Source organism: Pantoea sp. BL1 (genome assembly GCF_000963985.1).
In the GTDB taxonomy this organism is placed as follows: domain Bacteria; phylum Pseudomonadota; class Gammaproteobacteria; order Enterobacterales; family Enterobacteriaceae; genus Pantoea; species Pantoea rwandensis_B.
In genome coordinates this window covers 25,628-50,332 of sequence record NZ_JZRH01000039.1, presented here as the reverse complement: position 1 = coordinate 50,332, position 24,705 = coordinate 25,628, and the positions used below count along the sequence as shown (strand labels likewise).

The 24,705-nt window shown below is 54.9% G+C and carries 18 protein-coding genes; 15 read left to right on the top strand and 3 right to left on the bottom strand.

Features of this window, described 5'->3' with window-relative positions; genetic code table 11:
- Positions 1-278: 278 nt before the first annotated feature.
- From VH86_RS18130 to VH86_RS18105, 6 genes are all read left to right on the top strand, one after another.
- Positions 279-1,625 carry an MFS transporter gene (locus tag VH86_RS18130; protein WP_038645129.1) on the top strand — a complete coding sequence of 449 codons (1,347 nt, stop codon included), beginning with the start codon at positions 279-281 and terminating at the stop codon, positions 1,623-1,625.
- Positions 1,626-1,634: 9 nt separating this feature from the next.
- A complete protein-coding gene (locus VH86_RS18125; RefSeq protein WP_045833711.1) occupies positions 1,635-2,981 on the top strand; it encodes an enolase C-terminal domain-like protein in 1,347 nt (448 codons plus the stop codon).
- A 10-nt stretch (positions 2,982-2,991) separates the two neighbouring features.
- The gene (gene gudD / locus VH86_RS18120) at positions 2,992-4,323 is read left to right on the top strand and encodes a glucarate dehydratase (RefSeq protein WP_045833710.1); all 1,332 of its coding nucleotides are present in this window, start codon (positions 2,992-2,994) and stop codon (positions 4,321-4,323) included.
- Positions 4,324-4,375: 52 nt separating this feature from the next.
- Positions 4,376-5,143, top strand: a complete 768-nt coding sequence (gene garL, locus VH86_RS18115; RefSeq protein WP_038645135.1) for a 2-dehydro-3-deoxyglucarate aldolase — start codon at positions 4,376-4,378, stop codon at positions 5,141-5,143.
- A gap of 19 nt (positions 5,144-5,162) precedes the next feature.
- On the top strand, positions 5,163-6,047 hold the full coding sequence (gene garR, locus VH86_RS18110; RefSeq protein WP_034823058.1) for a 2-hydroxy-3-oxopropionate reductase: 885 nt from the start codon (positions 5,163-5,165) through the stop codon (positions 6,045-6,047).
- 85 nt (positions 6,048-6,132) lie between these two features.
- Positions 6,133-7,272: a glycerate kinase gene (locus tag VH86_RS18105; RefSeq protein WP_045833709.1), complete on the top strand. Its 1,140-nt coding sequence runs from the start codon at positions 6,133-6,135 to the stop codon at positions 7,270-7,272.
- Positions 7,273-7,468: 196 nt separating this feature from the next.
- Here the strand turns inward: VH86_RS18105 and barA are convergent, their stop codons facing one another.
- Positions 7,469-10,198 carry a two-component sensor histidine kinase BarA gene (gene barA / locus VH86_RS18100; RefSeq protein WP_038645139.1) on the bottom strand — a complete coding sequence of 910 codons (2,730 nt, stop codon included), beginning with the start codon at positions 10,196-10,198 and terminating at the stop codon, positions 7,469-7,471.
- A 90-nt stretch (positions 10,199-10,288) separates the two neighbouring features.
- On the opposite strand from barA, the gene rlmD reads away from it, so the two are divergent.
- From rlmD to queE, 6 genes are all read left to right on the top strand, one after another.
- Positions 10,289-11,605: a 23S rRNA (uracil(1939)-C(5))-methyltransferase RlmD gene (gene rlmD / locus VH86_RS18095; RefSeq protein WP_045833708.1), complete on the top strand. Its 1,317-nt coding sequence runs from the start codon at positions 10,289-10,291 to the stop codon at positions 11,603-11,605.
- Between the two features lie 32 nt (positions 11,606-11,637).
- Entirely contained in the window at positions 11,638-13,872 is a 2,235-nt protein-coding gene (gene relA / locus VH86_RS18090) for a GTP diphosphokinase (RefSeq protein ID WP_034823050.1), read from the top strand.
- A gap of 176 nt (positions 13,873-14,048) precedes the next feature.
- On the top strand, positions 14,049-14,840 hold the full coding sequence (gene mazG, locus VH86_RS18085) for a nucleoside triphosphate pyrophosphohydrolase (protein ID WP_045833707.1): 792 nt from the start codon (positions 14,049-14,051) through the stop codon (positions 14,838-14,840).
- Between the two features lie 249 nt (positions 14,841-15,089).
- Positions 15,090-16,727 (top strand): glutamine hydrolyzing CTP synthase, encoded by a 1,638-nt coding sequence (gene pyrG, locus VH86_RS18080; RefSeq protein WP_034823046.1) that lies wholly within the window; start codon positions 15,090-15,092, stop codon positions 16,725-16,727.
- Between the two features lie 77 nt (positions 16,728-16,804).
- Positions 16,805-18,100 carry a phosphopyruvate hydratase gene (gene eno, locus VH86_RS18075; protein WP_034823037.1) on the top strand — a complete coding sequence of 432 codons (1,296 nt, stop codon included), beginning with the start codon at positions 16,805-16,807 and terminating at the stop codon, positions 18,098-18,100.
- 149 nt (positions 18,101-18,249) lie between these two features.
- Entirely contained in the window at positions 18,250-18,921 is a 672-nt protein-coding gene (queE, locus tag VH86_RS18070) for a 7-carboxy-7-deazaguanine synthase QueE (RefSeq protein ID WP_038645147.1), read from the top strand.
- 106 nt (positions 18,922-19,027) lie between these two features.
- On the opposite strand, the gene VH86_RS18065 is transcribed toward queE, so the two are convergent.
- Both VH86_RS18065 and queD read right to left on the bottom strand, forming a co-directional pair.
- Positions 19,028-19,627 carry an inorganic diphosphatase gene (locus tag VH86_RS18065; RefSeq protein ID WP_045833706.1) on the bottom strand — a complete coding sequence of 200 codons (600 nt, stop codon included), beginning with the start codon at positions 19,625-19,627 and terminating at the stop codon, positions 19,028-19,030.
- A gap of 130 nt (positions 19,628-19,757) precedes the next feature.
- The gene (gene queD / locus VH86_RS18060; protein WP_176505758.1) at positions 19,758-20,120 is read right to left on the bottom strand and encodes a 6-carboxytetrahydropterin synthase QueD; all 363 of its coding nucleotides are present in this window, start codon (positions 20,118-20,120) and stop codon (positions 19,758-19,760) included.
- Between the two features lie 294 nt (positions 20,121-20,414).
- Between queD and cysJ the strand changes: the two genes are divergently transcribed.
- Genes cysJ through VH86_RS18045 form a run of 3 tightly spaced genes read left to right on the top strand, consistent with a single transcriptional unit; the run spans position 20,415 to position 24,675 of the window.
- Positions 20,415-22,220 (top strand): NADPH-dependent assimilatory sulfite reductase flavoprotein subunit, encoded by a 1,806-nt coding sequence (cysJ, locus tag VH86_RS18055; protein WP_045833705.1) that lies wholly within the window; start codon positions 20,415-20,417, stop codon positions 22,218-22,220.
- Positions 22,220-23,944, top strand: a complete 1,725-nt coding sequence (cysI, locus tag VH86_RS18050; protein WP_045833704.1) for an assimilatory sulfite reductase (NADPH) hemoprotein subunit — start codon at positions 22,220-22,222, stop codon at positions 23,942-23,944. Before cysJ ends, cysI begins: the two co-directional genes overlap by 1 nt.
- Positions 23,941-24,675, top strand: a complete 735-nt coding sequence (locus VH86_RS18045; RefSeq protein ID WP_038645152.1) for a phosphoadenylyl-sulfate reductase — start codon at positions 23,941-23,943, stop codon at positions 24,673-24,675. The genes cysI and VH86_RS18045 overlap by 4 nt, the downstream gene beginning before the upstream one ends.
- The last annotated feature ends 30 nt before the right edge of the window (positions 24,676-24,705 follow it).

Genomic DNA, 24,705 nt, shown 5'->3' with positions numbered 1-24,705 from the left:
TGAAAAATCAGGTTCCGTGAGCTAAGCCGCAGGGATATGTGCAATTGCCATAAAAACAGCATGAATCAATGCTCATAATCATGCTTTCTTCCAATGCCTCGTGGTGGGGCTGTTCCTATACTGATTCTCGTTCTTCAACGTTTGGTTATTCGTCACGACGCATCATCGTTTTGCCATAACAACAATCGCCGTGTTTAACCCGACATCATTCTGATACTCAACGCGATGTGTATGCAGTCAGAGTGGATGTAGCGTTCGCTATATTTCAGGAGTGCATCATGAATAGTTTCAGCCAGACAGCGGAAGCGGTGCAAAAACGCACCAACGCCCGTTACTGGATTGTGGTGATGTTATTTATCGTCACTTCATTCAACTACGGTGACCGTGCAACCATCTCGATTGCCGGTTCCGCGATGTCTAAAGATATCGGCCTCGATTCGGTCGGTCTGGGATATATCTTCTCCGCCTTCTCATGGGCGTATGTCATCGGTCAGATTCCTGGCGGCTGGCTGCTCGACCGCTTTGGCTCAAAACGCGTTTACTTCTGGAGTATTTTCCTCTGGTCGCTGTTTACCCTGCTGCAAGGCTTTGTTGACCTGTTCAGTGGCTTCGGCATCGTGATCTCACTGTTCCTGCTGCGCTTTCTGGTTGGTCTGGCGGAGGCACCTTCTTTCCCCGGCAACAGCCGTATTGTTGCGGCCTGGTTCCCGGCGCAAGAGCGTGGCACCGCCGTCGCGATTTTCAACTCGGCACAGTATTTCGCCACGGTGATCTTCGCACCGATCATGGGCTGGCTGGTGGCGGAAGTGGGCTGGGCGCACGTGTTCTGGTTTATGGGTGGACTGGGCATCATCCTCAGCTTCGTCTGGCTGAAGTTCATGCATGATCCGAACAATCATCCGGGCGTGAATAAGGCTGAGCTGGAGTACATGGAACAGGGCGGCGCGCTGATCAATATGGATGCCAAAAAAGCCGACCGCAAAGTGAGCTGGGATGAGAAATGGTATCAAATCAAACAGCTGCTCTCGACTCGCATGATGTGGGGTATCTATCTCGGACAATATTGCGTTAACGCACTGACCTACTTCTTCATTACCTGGTTCCCGGTGTATCTGGTACAAGCGCGCGGCATGTCGATTCTGAAAGCAGGCATGATCGCCTCGATTCCCGCTATCTGTGGCTTCCTCGGTGGTGTGTTAGGTGGCGTGATTTCCGATTACCTGATGCGCAAAACCGGTTCGCTGAATATTGCGCGTAAGACGCCAATTGTGGTCGGCATGCTGCTCTCCATCAGCATGGTGATGTGTAACTACACCGAAACTGAGTGGGTAGTGGTGCTGTTTATGGCGCTGGCGTTCTTCGGCAAGGGCATCGGTGCGCTGGGCTGGGCGGTGATGGCAGATACCGCACCGAAAGAGATCAGTGGATTGAGCGGTGGCTTGTTCAACATGTTCGGCAACTTCTCCGGCATCGTCACGCCCATTGCTATCGGCTACATCATCGCCGCTTCCGGTTCTTTCGAAGGTGCGCTGATTTATGTCGGCATCCACGCCTTTGTTGCTGCGTTTAGCTTCCTGTTCATTACGGGTGATATCAAACGTATTGAACTGAAACACCGAGCATAAGGACGAACTATGAATACGCAAAGTAGCCCGGTGATCACCGATATGCAGGTGATTCCGGTTGCCGGTTACGACAGCATGTTGCTGAACATTGGTGGAGCGCACAGCGCCTGCTTCACCCGCAACATCGTGGTATTGACCGACAGTGATGGTCATACCGGCGTCGGTGAAGCGCCGGGTGGCGAAACCATTTACCAAACCCTGGTAGAGGCGATTCCACAGGTCAAAGGCCAGCAGGTGGCGCGCATGAACCGCCTGGTGCAGCAGGTGCACAAAGGCAATCAGTCGGCGGATTTCGATACCTTCGGCAAAGGGGCCTGGACCTTCGAACTGCGCGTCAACGCGGTGGCGGCACTGGAAGCCGCACTGCTGGATTTACTGGGCCAATGTCTGGGCGTGCCGGTGGCAGAACTGCTCGGGCCGGGACAGCAGCGCGATGAAGTCACGGTACTCGGTTATCTGTTCTATCTCGGCGATCGTCGCAAAACCGATTTACCGTATCTGACGGGCGAAGGTGCCAGCCATGACTGGTATCACCTGCGCCATCAGGAAGCCTTAACGCCGGAAGCGGTGGTGCGCTTAGCCGAAGCGGCGCAGGACAAATATGGATTCAAAGATTTCAAGCTGAAGGGCGGCGTGTTGCCGGGTGAGCAGGAGATTGAATCCGCGGCCGCACTGAAAAAACGCTTCCCGGATGCACGTATCACCGTCGATCCCAACGGCGCCTGGACGCTGGATGAAGCGATTGGCTTGTGCAAAGGCATGGGTGATGTGCTGACCTACGCCGAAGATCCGTGCGGTGCCGAACAGGGTTATTCCGGCCGTGAAGTGATGGCGGAGTTCCGACGCGCCACTGGATTGCCGGTCGCCACCAATATGATCGCCACCAACTGGCGCGAGATGAATCACGCGGTGATGCTCAATTCGGTGGATATCCCGCTGGCCGATCCGCACTTCTGGACGCTGAGCGGAGCGGTGCGTGTGGCGCAACTGTGCGACGACTGGGGCTTAACCTGGGGTTGCCACTCCAACAACCACTTCGATATTTCGCTGGCGATGTTCACCCACGTTGGTGCTGCCGCACCGGGCAAACCCACCGCTATCGATACCCACTGGATTTGGCAGGAAGGCGATCAGCGCCTCACTAAAGAGCCGCTGCAAATCCGCAACGGCAAAATCGCGGTGCCGGATAAGCCCGGCCTCGGCGTTGAGCTGGATTGGGATCGTCTGCATCAGGCCAATGCCCTCTACAAATCTCTGCCGGCAGGTGCGCGTAATGACGCCACCGCGATACAGTATCTGGTTCCCGGTTGGTCATTCGACCGCAAGCGCCCGGCCTTCGGTCGCCGTCATGCATAAGGAGCAGGAAATGAGTCAGACCCCGAAAATTACATCGTTGCAAGTCATTCCGGTGGCCGGTCACGACAGCATGTTGCTGAATCTGAGCGGCGCACACTCGCCGTTCTTCACCCGCAACATCGTCATCATCAAAGATAACTCAGGCCATACCGGCGTCGGGGAGATTCCGGGCGGCGAAAAGATTCGTCAGACGCTGGAAGACGCGGCGGCGCTGGTGGTGCAGAAAACCGTGGGTGAGTACAAGAACATCCTCAATCTGGTACGCAGCACCTTTGCCGACCGCGATTCCAGCGGACGCGGCAATCAAACCTTTGACCTGCGTACCACCATCCATGTGGTGACCGGCATTGAAGCGGCACTGCTGGATCTGCTTGGTCAGCATCTGGGCGTCAACGTCGCGTCACTGCTTGGAGATGGGCAGCAGCGCGATCGCGTGGAGATGCTGGGTTACCTGTTCTACGTCGGCGATCGTAAGAAAACCTCGCTGCCTTATCAGAGCCAGGAAGATGAGAAATGCGACTGGTATCGTCTGCGTCATGAAGAGGCATTGACGCCAGATACCGTAGTGCGTCTTGCCGAAGCCGCCTATGAAAAATATGGCTTCAACGATTTCAAACTCAAAGGCGGCGTGCTGCGCGGTGGCGAAGAAGCCGAAGCCGTCACTGCTCTGGCGAAACGCTTCCCGCAGGCGCGTGTGACGCTCGACCCTAACGGTGCCTGGTCGCTGAATGAGGCGATTCTGCTCGGTAAACAACTTAAAGGCGTGCTGGCGTATGCGGAGGATCCGTGTGGCGCTGAGCAGGGCTATTCCGGGCGTGAAGTGATGGCGGAATTCCGTCGCGCGACTGGCTTGCCAACGGCCACCAACATGATTGCCACCGACTGGCGTCAAATGGGCCACACGCTGTCGCTGCAATCGGTGGATATCCCGCTGGCCGACCCGCATTTCTGGACCATGCAAGGTTCGGTGCGCGTGGCGCAGATGTGCCACGACTTCGGCCTGACCTGGGGTTCGCACTCCAACAACCATTTCGATATTTCGCTGGCGATGTTCACCCACGTAGCCGCTGCTGCGCCAGGCGCCATTACCGCCATCGATACCCACTGGATTTGGCAGGAGGGCAACCAGCGCCTGACCAAAGAGCCGTTCCAAATCAAAGGCGGCATGGTACAGGTGCCGCAGAAACCCGGTCTCGGCGTCGAGCTGGATATGGATCAGGTGATGCAGGCTAACTCGCTGTATCAGAAACACGGTTTGGGCGCGCGTGATGATGCGCAAGCGATGCAGTACCTCGTGCCGAACTGGACTTTCGATAACAAGCGTCCTTGCCTGGTGCGCTAACGTTTCCGGCGCCCCGTGCGGGCGCCTGTTGTAACCGACTGGAGTAATCACAATGAGCAATGCCTGGCCGAACACTTTTCGTCGCCGTTTACTGGCAGGGGAAACCCTGATTGGTAGCTGGTGCGCGCTTGCTAGCCCGATTTCCACCGAAGTTCTGGGCCTGGCGGGCTTTGACTGGCTGGTGCTGGATGGCGAGCACGCGCCAAACGACATCACCACCTTTATCCCGCAGTTGATGGCGCTGAAGGGCAGCCACAGTGCGCCGGTAGTGCGTCCGCCGTGCAATGAGCCGATTATCATCAAACGCCTGCTGGATATTGGTTTCTATAACTTCCTGGTGCCGTTTGTGGAGACCGAGGAAGAGGCGATTCGCGCCGTAGCGTCAACGCGCTATCCGCCAGCGGGCATTCGCGGCGTGTCGGTTTCGCATCGCAGCAACATGTACGGCACGCTGCCGGATTACAACGCCACCATCAATGACAACATCACCGTGTTGGTGCAAATCGAAACTCAGCAGGCCGTGGATAACATCGACGCGATCGCTGCCGTTGACGGCGTGGATGGCATTTTTGTCGGCCCGGGTGACTTGTCTGCCGCACTCGGCTATCTCGGCCAGCCTGCGCATCCTGAAGTGTTGAAAGTGATTAAACACATTTTTGAACGTGCCAAAGCAGCAGGTAAACCCAGCGGCATTCTGGCGCCGGTGGAAGCTGACGCACGTCGTTATCTGGAATGGGGTGCCACCTTCGTTGCTGTGGGCAGCGATCTGGGTGTTTTCCGCAACGCCACGCAGGCGCTGTGCGACAAATTTAAGAAATAACTGACGAAGGGGAAAGGCAATGAAAATTGGATTTATCGGCCTCGGTATTATGGGCAAACCGATGAGTAAAAACCTGGTGAAAGCCGGTTATTCGCTGGTGGTGCGCGACCACAACGTTAGCAACGAAGCTGAACTGGTGGAACTGGGCGCCACCGTGGCGAAAACGCCAAAAGAGGTCGCCGAACAGGTTGATGTGGTGATCACCATGGTGCCGAACTCACCGCAGGTGAAAGAGGTTTGCCTCGGCGCCAACGGGATTATCGAAGGCGCGAAGCCTGGCCTGATTGTGATCGACATGAGTTCGATTGCGCCACTGGCCAGCCGTGAAGTGCACGATGCGCTGGCAGAAAAAGGCATCAAGATGCTGGATGCGCCGGTCAGTGGTGGCGAGCCGAAAGCGATTGAGGGCACGCTGTCCGTGATGGTCGGTGGCGATAAAGCGGTATTCGACCAATGCTACGACATCATGAAAGCCATGGCGGGTTCCGTGGTGCACACCGGTGATATCGGTGCAGGCAACGTGACCAAGCTGGCGAACCAGGTGATTGTGGCGCTGAACATCGCGGCGATGTCCGAAGCGCTGTCGCTGGCAACCAAAGCCGGTGTAAACCCAGAACTGGTCTATCAGGCGATTCGTGGTGGGCTGGCAGGCAGCACGGTACTGGATGCCAAAGCGCCAATGGTGCTGGATCGTAACTTCAAGCCGGGCTTCCGCATCGATCTGCACATCAAGGATTTGGCGAATGCGCTGGACACTTCACACGGCATTGGCGCGCATCTGCCGCTGACGGCTGCGGTGATGGAAATGATGCAGGCACTGAAAGTCGACGGCAAGGGCACTTCTGACCATAGTGCGCTGGCTTGCTATTATGAAAAATTAGCTCAGGTCGAGATCACCCGGTAGTTTGCCTGTCCGGTGTCTGCGGATGCCGGACGGCTCACTGCTTTAGCAGGACGGAATTCCGTCACCCATCGCGCTCGGATTGCCTATGAAAATTGTCATCGCACCGGATTCATATAAAGAGAGTTTGTCTGCCCTGGAAGTGGCTGCGGCGATTGAAGCGGGATTTAGCGAGATTTTTCCCGACGCCGAATACGTGAAAATACCGGTCGCCGACGGTGGTGAAGGCACGGTAGAAGCCATGGTGGCGGCGACGCAAGGAAGTATTGTCAGATTAACCGTGACCGGACCGCTCGGCGCGCCGGTTGAAGCTTTTTACGGATTATCCGGTGATGAGCGCAGCGCATTTATCGAAATGGCGGCAGCCAGCGGTCTGGAACTGGTGCCGGCCGCGCAGCGTGACCCGCTGATCACCAACTCTTATGGCACCGGCGAGCTGATTAAAAACGCGCTCGATCGCGGTGTTGACCACATCATTATTGGTATTGGTGGCAGCGCCACGAACGATGGAGGATCCGGCATGATGCAGGCGCTGGGCGCTCGCTTGCTGGACCAGCAGGGCAATGAGATTGCCTTTGGCGGCGGCGCACTGCCGCAGCTGGCGCGGATTGAAATCGATCAGCTGGATAAACGTATTCAGCAGTGCCGCATAGAAGTGGCCTGCGATGTTACTAATCCTTTGACCGGTGAAGAAGGTGCCTCGGCGATCTTTGGTCCACAAAAAGGAGCCACGCCGGAACTGGTGCATCAACTGGATAACGCGCTGGCGCATTACGCTGAGATTATCCATCGCGATTTAGACATTGATGTGCTGCACATTGCGGGCGGCGGTGCGGCGGGGGGCATGGGCGCGGCACTGCATGCGTTTTGCCAGGCCGAGCTGCGTCGCGGTATCGAGATCGTCACGGAAGCCCTTGAGCTAGCGGATCAGGTGCAAGATGCCGATCTGGTGATTACCGGCGAAGGACGCATTGATAGCCAGACGATTAACGGCAAAGTGCCGATTGGTGTGGCGAAGGTGGCGAAGCAATTTAACAAGCCGGTGATTGGCATTGCGGGCAGTTTAACCGCAGATGTTGGCGTGGTGCATCAGCACGGGCTGGATGCGGTTTTCAGTGTGCTGTTCAGCATTGGCTCGCTGGAGGATGCGTTAGCCAATGCGGCGCAAAATGTGCGACTGACCGCGCGCAATGTGGCGGCAACGATCAAGGTGGGGCAGGCCTTATAGATGCGGCTGATCGCGCGCAATGTCGTGGCAGTGAACAATGTGGGGCTGGCCTTACAGGCGCGGTCACCTCACCCTAACCCTCTCCCGTGATCGGGCGAGGGGGACTGTTGGTTGCGATGATGGAGGCGACGAGTCATTCTTTAACCTGGCTCGTTTAACTCTCTTTGGTGAGTGGCAGAGGGCATGAAACGTTCCCTTATCCCACGCCCAACACTTTCCTGGCCTCACGCGCCACGTTCGCCATCTCATCACTCAATTCCAGCAATTCCGGCTCCAGCGCTTCGATATCACTCTCCTGATGCAGACTCTTCTCCAGCTGCTGACACAGCTGTTTCAGTCTGGGCACGCCGCTGTAGCTGGCGCTGCCGTGCAGCTTGTGGATGATCTCGCGCAGGCCATTAACATCATTACTGGCCATGGAACTCTCCACGCGCGCCTCCACTTCCGGCAGGAAATCCAGCAGCATCTGCAGCAGATCGCGCGCCAGATCCGGTTTGTTGGCGGCCTGACGCAGTGCCAGCGCCCAGTCGAGCGACGGCGCAACATCTGGCAGCGGTGTGGGTGCCGCCGTGGGGTTCGGGGCATAACGCTGCAACAGCTGGCTCAGTTTGCCTTCGTCAATCGGCTTCGCCAGATAATCATTCATCCCGGCACCAATCAGCTGCTGGCGCTCGCCATCCAGTGCATGTGCAGTGACCGCGACAATCGGGGTATTCGCATGCAGCGGCAGGCTGCGAATGATTTCACTGGCGCGAATGCCGTCGATATCCGGCATCTGGATATCCATTAAAATCACATCCAGCTTGTGTAACCGCGCCTGGCGGATGGCCTGTTCCGCGTTGTCGCACAGAATGATGTGCTGAACCTGCTCCTCCAGCAGCGCACCAATTAATTTCAGATTGGCAGGATTGTCATCCACCGCCATCACCGTCAGCGGCTGGCGGGTACTGTGCGGTAAGGCATCGTTATGCAAACTGTGTAAATCCAGCAGCATCGGCAACAAGCGCGTCAGTGAGACGGGTTTGGCGATACAGCCGGCGATGCCACGTGCGCGCAAATCGTCGGCGAACAGCATCATCTCGCTGGGCAGCGCCAGCAGTACCGAATCGGCATGCGCGCGCAGCCGCTGAATTAACGCATCCGGCAGCGTGGCAGGGTGAGGATCGTTCACCGGCAATCCCATCAACAACAGCGGGAAGCGGGTATCCGGCAGCGCTTCCAGTGAAGTGAAATGCTGAACCTGCAGCGGCGTGATGCTGAGCATCTCCTGTACCGCTTTCGCCACCGCAGCATGGGGTTCGATATAGGCTAACGGGATGGCACGCAGATCTTCCAGCATGCGCGGGATGGGCGGCGCGTTGGGATTGAGATCGAGATGAACGTGCACCCAGAAAGTGGATCCCTGATTTTGACGGCTGTGGAATGCAATCTCTCCGCCCATCTCCGACACCAGTTTTTGCGTGATCACCAGACCCAAACCGGTGCCGCCGTGGCGGCGGGAAATACTCGCATCGGCCTGACGGAACGCCTGGAACAGCTGTGACTGTTGCTGCTCAGAAATGCCAATGCCGGTGTCGTGTACCTGAATTTCCAGTTCAACGCGCGTGGTGCTCAGGCTACGCAGCTCAACACGCAAATCGATGTGCCCCTGCTCAGTAAACTTAATGGCATTACCAATCAGGTTAATCATGATCTGCTGTAAACGCAGCGGGTCGCCAATCACATTATCCGGCACCTGTTTTTCCAGACAAACGGTGATCTCCAGCCCTTTGTCATGTGCTGAAGGTGCCAGCAGCACCAGGGTTTCATCCAGCGTGGCGCGGAGCGGGAAGGGGATCGATTCCAGCACCAGCTTGCCGGCTTCGAGTTTCGAGAAATCCAGCACATCGTTGATGATGCTCAGCAGGTTATTGGCCGAGCGCTCAATAGTGCTCATATAATCGCGCTGGTTGGTGCTCAGTCCGGTTTTCAGCATCTGACGGGTAAAGCCAATCACTCCGTTGAGCGGTGTTCGTAATTCATGCGACATATTGGCGAGGAATTCGGATTTGATACGCGCCGCTTCCTGCGCGCGCTTCTTCGCTAAATCCAGCTCGACGTTTTGAATCTCCAGCTGTTCCAGGGTTTCACGCAGATCGTAGGTGGCCTGATCGATATTCTGCTGCATCTCTTCGTGATAGGCAGTGAGCGACATCGCCATGGCATTGATGCCGTTTTTCAGAATGCTCAGTTCGCCCAGCATGTAGCCATCAACGCGGCTGTCGAGTTGGCCGCGACGGATGCGGTCCACGGTGGAAACCATGTTCCGAATCGGCCCGGTGACGTCGCGCATCAGACGATAGGCAAACAGCATGGCGATGCACAAACAAAACAGTAAGAGCAAAGTGGCCACAAACACCTCTTTGTACTGCTCCAGCCGCACCGATTGCAGATCGAGTTCAATTGCCACATACCCCAACGGATTCCCCGCGGGTTTGGCATCTTCACCGGGCAGTTCGTCTACGGAATAGCGTTCGGAGATAATCGGGGTTCGCAGCACCATCAAATTGCCGTGGCGCTCCACCGATACACCATCTTCCAGCGTCGAGATGTCTTCTTTTTGCAATAACGCGAGGTTTTGGTTGTTGTTCGAGGTGACGTAGATGTGATTGTTGTTGTCGAAAATGGTAATGGCACGGACAATATCGGAATGACGACGATGCAGCAGGCTGACCAGCTCGCGAATCGCATCACGATTGTGCCAGGTCATGCCGTATTCGCTGGAGACAGCCAGCGGTTCAATAATGTTCGATCCGGCATCGCGCACCTGATGTTGTAATTCGTTATAACGGTGCACCACGAAGAAGGTACTGAGCAGCAGACCAATCATTAACGTTGGCGCCAGTATCAAAATCATCATTCGCGCCCGCAGGCTATATTTGGTCATAATTGTGGCCTGGCAACTCCTGGCATTGATATCCCTGTGCACAATCCGCTTGCGATGGCACACCCATTAATTTAGAGAATTCACAACACTATGGCGCAATTTTACTCCGCAAAACAGCGTGTGGCGACAAAGCAGCGTATTACCGTCACTATCGAAGACCTTGACCCCTTTGGACAAGGTGTTGCGCGCCATAATGGCAAAGCGATGTTTGTCAGCGGCGCACTGCCGGGTGAACAGGCCGAAGTCATGGTCGTGGAAGATAAACGTCAGTTCTCGCGGGCCAAAGCCAAAAAGATTACTCAGCCAAGCGCACAGCGGGAAAAACCGCGCTGCGTGCACTTTGGAATCTGCGGCGGCTGCCAGCAACAGCATGCCGCGATCGCGTTACAGGAGGAGAGTAAAGCACGTGCGCTGAGCCGAATGCTGAGTCGGGATGCGCCTTTGCCGGTGCAGGTGAATGAGATCATCAGTGGCAACACCTGGGGCTACCGCCGCCGCGCTCGCCTGGGACTGCAATGGCAGCCTAAACAGCAGCGTTTGCTGATGGGTTTCCGCCAGGCAGCAACCAATGATTTAGTGGCGCTAAGCCAATGCCCCATTTTGGTGCCCGAGCTTGAGGCGTTACTCCAGCCATTGCACCACTGCCTCAGCACCCTGCAGGCCGCACGGCGACTGGGCCATGTCGAGTTAGTGCTGGCGGACAATGGCCCGGTAATGGTGCTGCGTCATCTTGATGCATTGTCCGCAGGCGATCGTGCAAAACTGGAACGCTTTTCGCATGAGCATCAGCTGATGCTGTATCTGGCCGACGGCGGCGACACTTTGCAGCCGCTGGGGGATTATGCACCGTTCTACCAATCGTTTGATTTGAAACTGACTTTCAGCCCGCAGGATTTCATTCAGGTGAATGATGGCGTGAATCAGCAGATGGTGGCAAAAGCCATTGAATGGCTCGATTTACAGCCCGAAGATCGGGTGCTGGATCTGTTTTGCGGTATGGGTAATTTCACTTTGCCTGTAGGAAAGTTCGTACAAAATGCTGTGGGTGTGGAGGGTGTTGCAGCTTTAGTCCACCAGGCAGCGTATAATGCTGAGCTGAATAATCTTAAAAATGTCCGCTTTTTCCAGCACAACCTGGAAGAAGACGTTGCCCACCAGCCGTGGGCAGCGCAGGGATTTAACAAGGTGTTACTGGATCCAGCACGTGCTGGGGCCGCGGGTGTGATGTCGCATATCGTTAAACTTGCGCCACAACGCGTGGTCTATGTTTCCTGTAACCCAACAACACTTGCGCGCGACAGTCAGGCATTACTGTCGGCGGGCTACCATTTGGAAAGGGTCGCGATGCTGGATATGTTCCCTCATACCAGTCATCTCGAGTCCATGGTGCTGTTTAGCAAAGCATAAGCGGCGTTTTCGTCGTTATGGCAGGAGAGGATATGGTTGCGGTTAGAAGTGCGCATTTGAATACGGAAGGGGAATTTGCCCTCGACCAGTGGATCGCCAGTTTAAATATCAATAATCCGCAATCCTGTCAGCGATTGGCGGATACCTGGCGCTACTGTGAAACCGAAACGCACAACCATCCAGATCAGGCTCTGCTGCTGTGGCGCGGTATTGAGATGGTGGAAATACTCACCATGCTCAGTATGGACAACGATAGCCTGCGTGCGGCCTTACTGTTCCCGCTGGCCAACGCGGATGTGGTCAGTGAAGAAGAGCTGGAAAAGTCGTTCGGCAAAGGCATTGTCTCGCTGGTACACGGCGTGCGCGATATGGACGCGATCCGCCAGCTGAAAGCCATCCACAATGATTCGATGGCCTCCGAGCAGGTGGATAACGTGCGCCGCATGCTGCTGGCGATGGTGGAAGATTTCCGCTGCGTGGTCATCAAGCTGGCGGAGCGTATCGCCCACCTGCGTGAAATGAAGGATGCACCAGAAGATGAACGTGTGCTCGCTGCCAAAGAGAGCACCAACATCTATGCGCCGTTAGCCAATCGTCTGGGTATCGGTCAGCTCAAATGGGAGCTGGAAGATTACTGCTTCCGCTATCTGCACCCCGATGAGTACAAACGCATCGCCAAACTGCTGCATGAGCGCCGTATTGACCGCGAAGGTTACATTGATAACTTCGTGAGTAACTTACGTGCAGAGATGCAGAAGGAGGGCGTGCGTGCTGAAGTCTATGGCCGCCCGAAACATATCTACAGCATCTGGCGCAAGATGCAGAAGAAGTCGCTGGCGTTTGATGAGCTGTTCGATGTGCGCGCGGTGCGCATCGTGGCGGAACGTTTGCAGGATTGCTATGGCGCCCTGGGCACCGTGCACACGCTGTATCGCCATCTTCCCAGCGAGTTCGACGACTACGTTGCCAATCCAAAACCCAACGGTTATCAATCCATTCACACGGTGGTGCTCGGTCCGCAGGGCAAGACGGTAGAGATCCAGATTCGTACTCGCCAGATGCATGAAGATGCGGAGTTGGGCGTGGCCGCGCACTGGAAGTACAAAGAAGGCCCGACTTCCAGCAACGCGCGCGGTGCGGCAGGGCACGAAGAACGCATTGCGTGGCTGCGTAAGCTGATTACCTGGCAGGAAGAGATGGCGGATTCCGGCGAGATGCTGGAAGAGGTGCGCAGCCAGGTCTTTGACGATCGGGTGTACGTGTTTACCCCGAAAGGCGATGTGGTCGATCTGCCATCCGGTTCAACACCGCTGGACTTCGCTTATCATATTCACAGTGATATCGGCCATCGCTGCATTGGTGCCAAGATCAGCGGCCGTATCGTGCCGTTCACCTATCAATTGCAGATGGGCGATCAGATTGAGGTCATTACCCAGAAGCAGCCGAACCCGAGCCGCGACTGGCTAAACCCGAACCTCGGCTATATCACCACCAGCCGTGGCCGTTCAAAAATTCATGCCTGGTTCCGCAAACAAGATCGCGACAAGAACATTCTGGCTGGCCGCCAGATTCTTGAAAGCGAGTTGAGCCAGCTGGATATCAGTTTCCGCGATGCAGAAAAAATTCTGCTGCCGCGTTATAACGTCAGCTCGCAGGATGAGCTACTGGCGATGATTGGCGGCGGTGATATTCGCCTCAATCAGATGGTCAACTTCCTGCAGGCCAAGCTCAACAAGCCGAGTGCGGAAGAGGAAGATCGTGAAGCGCTGCGCCAGCTGACGCAAAAATCACATCAGCCTTCCTCTGCGCGCAGAGAGAGTGGGCGCGTGGTGGTGGAAGGTGTGGGCAATCTGCTACACCACATTGCGCGCTGCTGCCAGCCGATTCCGGGTGACGATATTGTGGGCTTTATCACCCAGGGGCGCGGAATTTCCATTCACCGTGCCGACTGTGACCAGCTCAGCGAACTGATCTCCCATGCGCCTGAGCGTATTGTCGATGCGGTGTGGGGCGAAGATTACTCGAGCGGCTATTCGCTGGTGGTACGCGTCACCGCCAACGATCGCAGCGGGTTACTGCGTGATATCACCACCATTCTGGCGAATGAGAAGGTTAACGTGCTGGGTGTTTCCAGCCGCAGCGACACCAAAAAGCAGCTGGCAACCATTGATATGGATATCGAAATCTACAACCAGCAGGTGCTGGGTCGCGTGCTGGCGCGTCTTAACCAGGTGCCGGATATCATCGACGCACGCCGTCTGAACTGATGTGGTCAGGCCGCCATGAAAGGGCAGCCAGGCATTTACCGTACGCCCGAAATGGCACGTCTACGTTGTTTTGGGTGCAGGGTATGGCCATCAATGACGTGTCGACCTGATTTCGGTGCGCCTCAGGGTCGCCATTTTGGCGACCTTTTCCATTTTTAACCCCTAAGGATTTCCCCATGACCGCCCTGAATCGTCTGCTCACCATCATGCAAACCTTGCGCGACCCGGAACGTGGCTGCCCGTGGGATCGTCAGCAGACCTTCGCCTCCATCGCCCCTTACACGCTGGAAGAGACCTACGAAGTGATCGACGCGATTCAGCGCGAGGACTTTGATGACCTGCGCGGTGAACTGGGCGACCTGCTGTTTCAGGTGGTGTTTTATGCGCAGATGGCCGATGAGCAACAGCGTTTCAATTTCGATGACATCTGCAACGCCATCAGCGACAAGCTGGAGCGCCGTCATCCGCATATTTTTGGTGATGTGCAGGCTGAAACCACACAGGAAGTGCTGAAAAACTGGGAAGCGATCAAACACAGCGAGCGCGCAGAGAAGTCACAGAATTCGGTGCTGGATGACATTCCTAAGGCCTTACCTGCACTGATGCGTGCTCACAAAATCCAGAAGCGCTGTAGCACGGTGGGATTCGACTGGAACAACCTGGGGCCAGTGCTCGATAAAGTGCATGAAGAAATCGATGAAGTGATGCACGAAGCGCAACAGGCGGTGGTCGACAATGACAAGCTGGAAGAGGAGATTGGCGATTTGCTGTTTGCCACCGTCAACCTTTCTCGTCATTTGGGCAGCAAGGCCGAAATCGCCTTACAAAAAGCCAATGATAAATTTGAGCGTCGCTTCCGCCAGGTTGAATCCATCATCAGCGGGCAGGGACTGGCGATGCAGGATGCGACCCTGGATCAAATGGAAGCCGCCTGGCAGCAGGTGAAATGCAGTGAGAACAAAGACTAAGCGGTTATTCTTTAAATCGTCGATTATTCCTGCATTGCGCATAAATTGTCCGCTTGAGCTTACTCGATTCAGCCAAGCGGCAACTTTGTGACGCACATCAACATTTCACCCTCGCCTATTCGCTATGTTATCGGCTGCAATGCGGGGGGGTGATGTGATTCATCAATTGTGGCTGAGGACGACTTCGGGTATACTATTTTCCCGTCTTGGTTATTCCACCGTCTTTAAACCTAAACTCTCAGGTTCAGCATGACAACGAATTATATTTTTGTGACCGGCGGGGTCGTATCCTCTCTGGGCAAAGGCATTGCCGCAGCCTCCCTCGCAGCCATCCTTGAAGCACGTGGTCTGAATGTGACCATCATGAAACTCGATCCGTACATTAACGTCGATCCGGGTACCATGAGCCCAACGCAGCACGGTGAAGTATTTGTTACCGATGATGGGGCCGAAACCGATCTGGACTTGGGTCACTACGAGCGCTTCATCCGTACCAAAATGTCGCGCCGCAACAACTTTACGACCGGTCGTATCTACTCAGAAGTGCTGCGCAAAGAGCGTCGCGGTGACTATCTGGGTGCCACGATTCAGGTCATCCCACACATCACCAACGCCATCAAAGAACGCATTATTGAAGGCGGCGAAGGTCATGATGTCGTGCTGGTGGAAATCGGCGGTACCGTAGGCGATATCGAATCCCTGCCGTTCCTCGAAGCGATTCGCCAGATGGCCGTTGATGTGGGCCGTGAACACACCATGTATATGCACCTGACGTTGGTGCCGTATATGGCCGCTGCAGGCGAAGTGAAAACCAAGCCAACCCAGCATTCAGTGAAAGAGCTGCTGTCGATCGGTATCCAGCCTGATGTGCTGATCTGCCGTTCTGACCGTGCTGTGCCGGCCAACGAACGTGCGAAGATCGCTCTGTTCTGTAACGTGCCAGAGAAAGCGGTTATTTCCCTGAAAGATGTGGATTCCATCTACAAGATTCCTGGCCTGTTGAAATCACAGGGTCTGGATGACTATATCTGTAAGCGTTTCAATCTGAGCGCACCGGAAGCGAACCTGGCCGAATGGGAACAGGTTATCTATGAAGAAGCCAATCCGGGCGGCGAAGTGACCATCGGGATGGTCGGCAAGTATGTCGAGCTGCCAGATGCTTACAAATCAGTGATTGAAGCACTGAAGCACGGTGGCCTGAAAAATCGTGTGACCGTGAACATTAAGTTGATCGACTCGCAGGATGTGGAATCACGCGGTGTCGAAATTCTGAAAGATCTGGATGCTATCCTGATCCCGGGTGGCTTCGGCTACCGTGGTGTGGAAGGCAAAATGCTCACGGCGCAGTACGCGCGTGAGAACAACATCCCTTACCTTGGTATCTGCCTGGGTATGCAGGTTGCGCTGATGGAATTCGCACGCAACGTGGCCGGGATGGCAGACGCCAACTCAACGGAATTTGTGCCAGACTGTAAGTACCCAGTGGTCGCGCTGATCACTGAATGGCGTGATGAAGAAGGCAACGTTGAGCAACGTACTGAGCAGAGCGATCTGGGCGGCACCATGCGTCTGGGTAGCCAGCAGTGCCAGCTGACGCCGGAAAGTAAAGTGCGCCAGCTATACGGTTCTGACGTGATTACTGAACGTCACCGTCATCGTTATGAAGTGAACAATCTGCTGTTGAAGCCGATTGAAGCGGCGGGTCTGCATATTGCGGGCCGTTCCGGCGACGACCAGCTGGTGGAAATCATCGAACTCCCAAACCATCCGTGGTTTGTAGCTTGTCAGTTCCACCCGGAATTCACGTCGACCCCGCGTGATGGTCATCCGCTGTTCGCTGGCTTTGTTAAAGCCGCGCAGGAGCACCAGAAGCGGTTAGCGAAGTAAGAGTTTAACGAACAGCGCGCGAACTTTTCGCGCGTTGTTTGTCTTAGGATTGACTAACTTGTACTGAGGAAAATCGAATGTCCAAAATCGTAAAAGTCATCGGTCGTGAAATCATCGACTCCCGTGGCAACCCGACTGTAGAAGCAGAAGTGCATCTGGAAGGCGGTTTCGTTGGTCTGGCTGCTGCGCCATCAGGTGCTTCAACCGGTTCTCGCGAAGCACTGGAGCTGCGTGACGGTGACAAATCTCGTTTCCTGGGCAAAGGCGTGACCAAAGCGGTTGCCGCTGTTAACGGTCCTATCGCTGCTGCGGTAACCGGTAAAGATGCCAAAGACCAGGCGAACATCGATAAGATCATGATCGAGCTGGACGGTACTGAGAACAAATCCAACTTCGGCGCTAACGCCATTCTGGCGGTTTCGCTGGCAGCAGCTAAAGCGGCTGCGGCTTCTAAAGGCCTGCCACTGTATGCGCACATCGCAGAACTGAACGGCACCCCAGGCAAATTCTCTATGCCACTGCCTATGATGAACATCATCAACGGTGGTGAGCACGCGGATAACAACGTTGATATCCAGGAATTCATGATTCAGCCAGTTGGCGCGAAAAACGTGAAAGAAGCCATCCGTATGGGTTCTGAAGTTTTCCACAACCTGGCAAAAGTTTTGAAAGCCAAAGGCATGAGCACTGCGGTCGGTGACGAAGGTGGCTACGCGCCTAACCTGGGTTCTAACGCCGAAGCACTGGCTGTTATCGCTGAAGCGGTAAAAGCAGCAGGCTACGAGCTGGGCAAAGACATCACCCTGGCGATGGACTGTGCAGCGTCTGAATTCTACAAAGACGGCAAATATGTGCTGGCTGGCGAAGGCAACAAAGCTTTCACCTCTGAAGAGTTCACGCACTTCCTGGAAGACCTGACCAAACAGTACCCAATCGTGTCTATCGAAGACGGTTTGGACGAGTCTGACTGGGCGGGCTTCGCTTATCAGACCAAAGTACTGGGCGACAAAATTCAGCTGGTAGGTGACGACCTGTTCGTGACCAACACCAAGATCCTGAAAGAAGGTATCGATAAAGGCATCGCTAACTCCATCCTGATCAAATTCAACCAGATCGGTTCTCTGACCGAAACTCTGGCTGCAATCAAGATGGCAAAAGATGCAGGTTACACCGCGGTGATTTCACACCGTTCAGGTGAAACTGAAGATGCGACCATCGCTGACCTGGCGGTCGGTACTGCAGCAGGCCAGATCAAAACCGGTTCTATGAGCCGTTCTGACCGTGTTGCTAAGTACAACCAACTGATTCGTATCGAAGAAGCGCTGGGCGACAAAGCCCCGTTCAACGGTCTGAAAGAAGTTAAAGGCCAGTAAGGGCCTGTTGATGTGGCCGGATTGGCCGCATCATCGCTGATAAAGCCCCGCCTTGTGCGGGGCTTTTGCTTTTTAGGCACGAAGCAGCTGTGAACCGGCGGTGAAAATCTGCCATAATCTGCGCCTCGAATTTTAGACGTGAGTAAAAAATGTTCTACCCGATTAACGAAATGTTCCAGACCCTGCAGGGCGAAGGATTTTACACCGGTGTTCCGGCGCTGTTCATCCGCTTACAGGGATGTCCGGTGGGCTGTAGCTGGTGTGATACCAAGCATACGTGGGAAAAACTGGCCGATCGGGAGACCTCGCTGGGCGATATTCTGGTGAAAACCGTGGAGAGTGATGCCTGGGGCAGTGCCGATGCGGCGATGCTGATTGAGACTATTCAACGTCAGGGCTGGACTGCACGCCATGTGGTGATCACCGGTGGCGAACCGGCTATTTTTGATTTGCGCCCGTTGACCGAGGCGTTGGAAGCAGCCGGTTTCGAGTGCCAGATTGAGACCAGTGGTACGCATGAAGTGCACTGTTCTGACAGCACCTGGGTGACGGTCTCACCGAAGGTGAATATGCGCGGTGGTTACGATGTGCTGCCACAGGCGTTGCAGCGTGCCGATGAAATTAAACATCCGGTGGCGCGTGAGCGAGATGTGGAAGCTTTGGATGGGCTGCTGGCAGGCTTGCACGATGACAAGAAGCGCATCGTGGCGCTGCAACCGATCAGTCGTGGCGATGCCGCCACCAAACTGTGCATTGAGACCTGCATTGCGCGTAACTGGCGTCTTTCGATGCAGACACATAAGTATTTGAATATCGCCTGATGAATTCGGTGCGCATCAATGCGCACCCGGCGAAATTTGCACCGATTCCGCAAGGTCGCCGTTTATGGCGACCTTGTTCAAGCCCGTACCGGTGCAGCCGAACGTATTACTGCTTCGCTTTATACGCGTCGAACGCCTGTTTGATCTCAGCTTTGGCTTTCGCCGCATCCTCAAAACCATTCAGCTCAACTTTTTTACGACCATCTGGCAACTGCTTATACACGCGGAAGAACGCCTGCAGACGCTCCTGCTCCATCTTCGGCAGGTCTTTCATCTCTTTGATGTCGTCATCGGTTGGATCGATTTTGCTGGTTGGAACCGCAACAATCTTGTCGTCCACTTCGCCACCATCAATCATTTTCAGCACGCCAATCGGGCGCAGTTTGATCAGTGTGCCCGGTTGCAGTGGCGCGCGGGTGTAGAAGATCACGTCCAGCGGATCGCCATCACCGCCAAGCGACTGAGTCAGTGAACCGTAGTTCGCCGGATAGGCAACCGGCATCGACTGGAAACGGTCAGCAACGATAAAACCGGTTTTCGCATCGGTTTCGTATTTAATCATCCCGCCTGCAGGAATCTCAGTCACGGCATAGAACTCATCCGGGACTTTCTCTGGTTGCGGAAAATCCAGTACGTTTTGCGCCTGAACGGCAGCAGAGGCTGAAACAAGCAAAGCAATGACAGAAAGGCGTTTAACGAAGTTCATTGTTGATTCTCTTGATCTTTAATGAAGGAGACAACAACGTAGAGGGGACAGATGACAGCGAGATGAAGTGAACGTAAAGAAGCGTATAGCAGGAAAGTCAGGCTGCACAGCGGCAGCCCGTTAACCGTGATTAACCTTTATAAGTACACCCAGCGGTACAGGTTTCTTTGATCATCACTGCACTCAGTTCTGGCAGGATCGGCTTCATCTGATCCCAAATCCATTTTGCCAGCACTTCGCTGGTTGGATTTTCCAGGCCTGGAATATCATTCAGATAGTGATGATCGAGACGATCATAAATCGGCATAAACGCCGCTTTTAGTTCGGCAAAATCCATTACCCAACCGGTATGCGCATCCACTTCACCGGTGATTTCTAATCGCACCAGGAACGAATGGCCATGCAGACGACCACATTTATGCCCCTCAGGCACATGCGGCAGGCGGTGGGCAGATTCGAACTGGAACTCTTTAAACAGCGTGGTAGACATAATGGCTCTCAGACTTAAAAACCGCCGAATTTTACCTGAATCACAGATTTTTCGCACCCGCTTACGATGAAAAGGGCATTTTGCGCACGCCCATGCCGCAACAAGTTGATTAACGTATTGAATAAACGCATCTTTATTTACCACTTTTGCCGATTAACATTACCCGAAAAACCACTTAGTCATTTTGGTTATTAATTATGTCGAAGGCGTATTTAATCGTTAATATACAGCCCGGTAACCTACCCACTCTTCCGCCATATATCGGTCCGGACTTCAGACACTGGAATTTTTAACGCGATGACGACTCAGGCACCAGGTTCAATGCTTCCGCTTAATCCGGAGCAACTCGCGCGCTTACAGGCAGCGACCACGGATTTTAACACCACTCAGATGGCCTGGCTTTCCGGCTACTTCTGGGGCATGGTCAACCAGACGCCGGGCGCCGTTGCCGCACCTGCGCCGGTGCAGGCCGAGGTGCCAACCATCACGCTGATCTCCGCATCGCAGACCGGTAACGCACGTCGCCTGGCTGAACAGCTGCGTGACGACCTGTTGGCCGCTAAGCTGAGCGTTAATCTGGTCAACGCCGGTGACTACAAGTTTAAGCAAATCGGTCAGGAGAAATTACTGGTTGTTGTCACTTCCACTCAAGGTGAAGGTGAGCCACCAGAAGAAGCCGTGGCGTTGCACAAATTCCTGCTGTCGAAAAAAGCGCCGAAATTTGCTGCTGGCGCCGCGTTTGCGGTGTTCGGCCTCGGCGATACCTCTTACGAATTCTTTAGCAAAGCCGGTAAAGATTTTGATGAGCGCCTGGCGGAACTGGGTGCAGAACGCCTACTGGATCGTGTTGATGCCGATGTGGAATACAAAGAGCAAGCTGCGGCCTGGCGTCAACAGCTGACCGAGATTTTGAAAGCGCGCGTGCCAGGTGAGCCTTCAGTGGTGGCGGCCGTGACGGCTTCCGGTGCAGTGAATGACATTCACAGCAGCCCTTACACCAAAGAAGCGCCGCTGACCGCCAGTTTTGCCGCTAACCAAAAAATTACCGGTCGCGATTCGGATAAAGATGTTCGCCATATCGAAATCGATCTGGGTGATTCTGGTCTGCGCTATCAGCCCGGCGATGCGCTGGGCGTGTGGTTTGTGAATGACGCCGAACTGGTGCAGGAACTGCTGCAATTGGTGTGGCTGAAAGGCGATGAGCCGGTTGAGGTTAACGGTGAAAACCTGCCACTGGCTGAAGCGCTGCAAAAGCATTATGAGTTGACGGTGAACACGCCGCAGATCGTTGAGCAGTATGCTGCGCTGTCACGCAATGATGCGCTGCTGGCGCTGTCGGGTGATAAACCGAAATTACAGAGCTATGCGCAGAGCTTCCCGATTGTCGATATGGTGCGTCAGGCACCGACTGAACTCAATGCAGAACAGCTCACTGGTCTGTTGCGTCCTCTCACACCGCGCCTCTATTCGATTGCTTCATCGCAAGCGGAAACGGATACCGAAGTACATATTACTGTCGGTGCGGTGCGTTACGAGATTGATGGTCGTCAGCGCGGCGGCGGTGCTTCAACCTGGCTGGCAGATCGAATCGAAGAAGAGGGCGATATCCGCGTGTTCATCGAACACAACGACAACTTCCGCTTGCCGGCGAATCCGGAAACTCCGGTGATCATGGTCGGCCCCGGCACGGGTATCGCGCCGTTCCGTTCCTTTATGCAGCAGCGTGATAACGACGGCGCAGGCGGCAAAAACTGGCTGTTCTTTGGCAATCCGCACTTCACCGATGATTTCCTCTATCAGGTGGAATGGCAGAAGTACGTCAAAGACGGTTTGCTGACCCACATTGATTTAGCGTGGTCACGTGACCAGGCTGAGAAAATATATGTACAAGATAAAATCCGCGCCAAAGGGGCGGAAGTGTGGCGCTGGATTGAAGAAGGCGCGCACCTTTACGTCTGCGGCGACGCTAATCGCATGGCGAAAGACGTTGAGCAGGCATTACTGGATGTGGTGGTCGAACACGGCGGCATGGATCGTGAAACGGCTGACGAATTTTTAAGTGAGCTGCGCATTGAGCGCCGTTATCAGCGAGACGTTTACTAATGAGCGAAAAACATCCTGGACCGCTGGTCGTTGAAGGCAAGCTGACCGACGCAGAGCGTCTGAAAAAACAGAGTAACTACCTGCGCGGCACCATTCTCGAGGATCTCGATGATGGTCTGACCGGCGGCTTCAGTGGCGATAACTTCCTGTTGATCCGTTTCCACGGCATGTACCAGCAGGACGACCGCGATATTCGTGCGGAGCGTGCGGCGCAGAAACTTGAGCCGCGCCACGCGATGATGTTGCGTTGCCGCCTGCCGGGCGGGATTATCACGCCAACGCAATGGCTGGCGATTGATAAGTTCGCCACCGATAAAACCATTTATGGCAGCATCCGTCTGACTAACCGTCAGACCTTCCAGTTTCACGGCATTCTGAAAAAGAACGTGAAGCCAACGCACCAGATGCTGCACGAAGTTGGCCTCGATGCATTGGCAACGGCGAATGACGTTAACCGTAACGTGCTCTGTACCTCGAATCCGGTCGAGTCGGAACTGCACCAGGAAGCCTACGAGTGGGCGAAAAAGCTCTCTGAGCACCTGCTGCCGCAAACCCGCGCATACGCTGAGATTTGGTGGGATAAAGAAAAAGTTGCCACCACGGATAAAGAGCCGATCCTGGGTGAAACCTATCTGCCGCGTAAGTTCAAAACGACCGTGGTGGTGCCACCGCATAATGATGTCGATCTGCATGCGAATGACCTGAACTTCATCGCTATTGCTGAGAACGGCAAGCTGATTGGCTTTAACCTGTTGGTTGGCGGTGGGTTGTCGATCGATCACGGTAATAAAGCGACTTATGCGCGTACTGCGAGTGAGTTTGGCTTCCTGCCGGTAGAGAAGATCCTTGATGTGGCGGCTGCGGTAGTGACCACGCAGCGCGACTGGGGTAACCGTACCGACCGTAAGAATGCCAAAACCAAGTACACGCTGGAACGTGTAGGTGTCGAAACCTTCAAAGCGGAAGTTGAAAAGCGTGCTGGCCTGACGTTTGAACCGATTCGTCCTTACGCGTTTACCACACGTGGCGACCGCGTTGGCTGGGTGAAAGGCATTGATAAGAAATGGCACCTGACGCTGTTCATTGAAAACGGCCGTCTGCTGGATTATCCAGGCCGTCCGCTGAAACGCGGCATCGCTGAAATTGCCAAAATTCATCAAGGCGATTTCCGTCTCACTGCCAACCAGAACCTGATCGTGGCTGGCGTGCCGGAGAAGCAAAAAGCGCAGATCGAAGCTATCGCCCGTGAACACGGTTTGATGGAAGCGGTGACGCCGCAGCGTGAAAACTCAATGGCCTGTGTGGCTTTCCCAACCTGCCCATTAGCGATGGCCGAAGCCGAACGCTTCCTGCCCTCGTTTGTGACCAAGGTGGAAGAGATCATGCATAAGCATGGCGTTGGTCAAGAGCACATAGTGCTACGCGTTACCGGTTGCCCGAACGGCTGTGGCCGTGCTTTGCTGGCTGAGTTAGGTCTGGTGGGTAAAGCACCTGGCCGCTACAACTTACACATTGGCGGCAATCGCATGGGTACACGCATTCCACGCATGTATCGCGAAAACATCAACGAAGGCGAAATTCTGGCCAGCATCGACGAGCTGGTGGCGCGCTGGGCAACCGAGCGTCAGGCCGATGAAGGCTTCGGTGACTTCGTGATTCGCGCTGGCATCATCAAAGCCGTGGTGGATCCCGCCCGTGATTTTTGGGACTCGGAGGCAGTATGACGGTACTTGATCTCGCAGCACTGAATAGTGGCAGCAAAGTCGATCGCATCATGGCATTGGCCGAAAGCAACGTGCAGCTGGAGAAACTCTCCGCTGAGCAACGCGTGAGCTGGGCGCTGGAGAATATGCCGGGCGCGTTCGTGCTGTCCTCCAGCTTTGGTATTCAGGCGGCGGTTCTGCTGCATATGGTGACGCAGCAGAAACCGGATACGCCGGTGATCCTGACCGATACCGGCTATCTGTTCCCGGAAACTTACCGCTTTATTGATGAGCTGACTGAGAAGCTCAATCTCAATCTGCAAATCTTCCGTGCTGAGACTTCTCCTGCATGGCAGGAGGCGCGCTACGGCAAACTGTGGGAGCAGGGCGTCGAGGGGATTGAGCAGTACAACCAGATCAACAAGGTCGAACCGATGAATCGCGCGCTGGAAACGCTGGGTGCGCAGACCTGGTTTGCGGGTCTGCGCCGTGACCAGTCAGGCAGCCGCGCCAGTTTGCCAGTGCTGGCGGTGCAGCGCGGCGTGTTCAAGATTCTGCCGATCATTGACTGGGACAACCGTCAGGTGCACCAGTACCTGAAACAACATGGCCTCAAGTATCATCCGCTGTGGGATGAAGGCTATTTGTCAGTGGGCGATACGCACACCACTAAGAAGTGGGAGCCGGGCATGGCAGAAGAAGAAACTCGCTTCTTTGGCCTGAAGCGCGAGTGCGGATTGCACGAAGGTTGATGCATCAATAAAAGGGTAGCGGCGTGATTT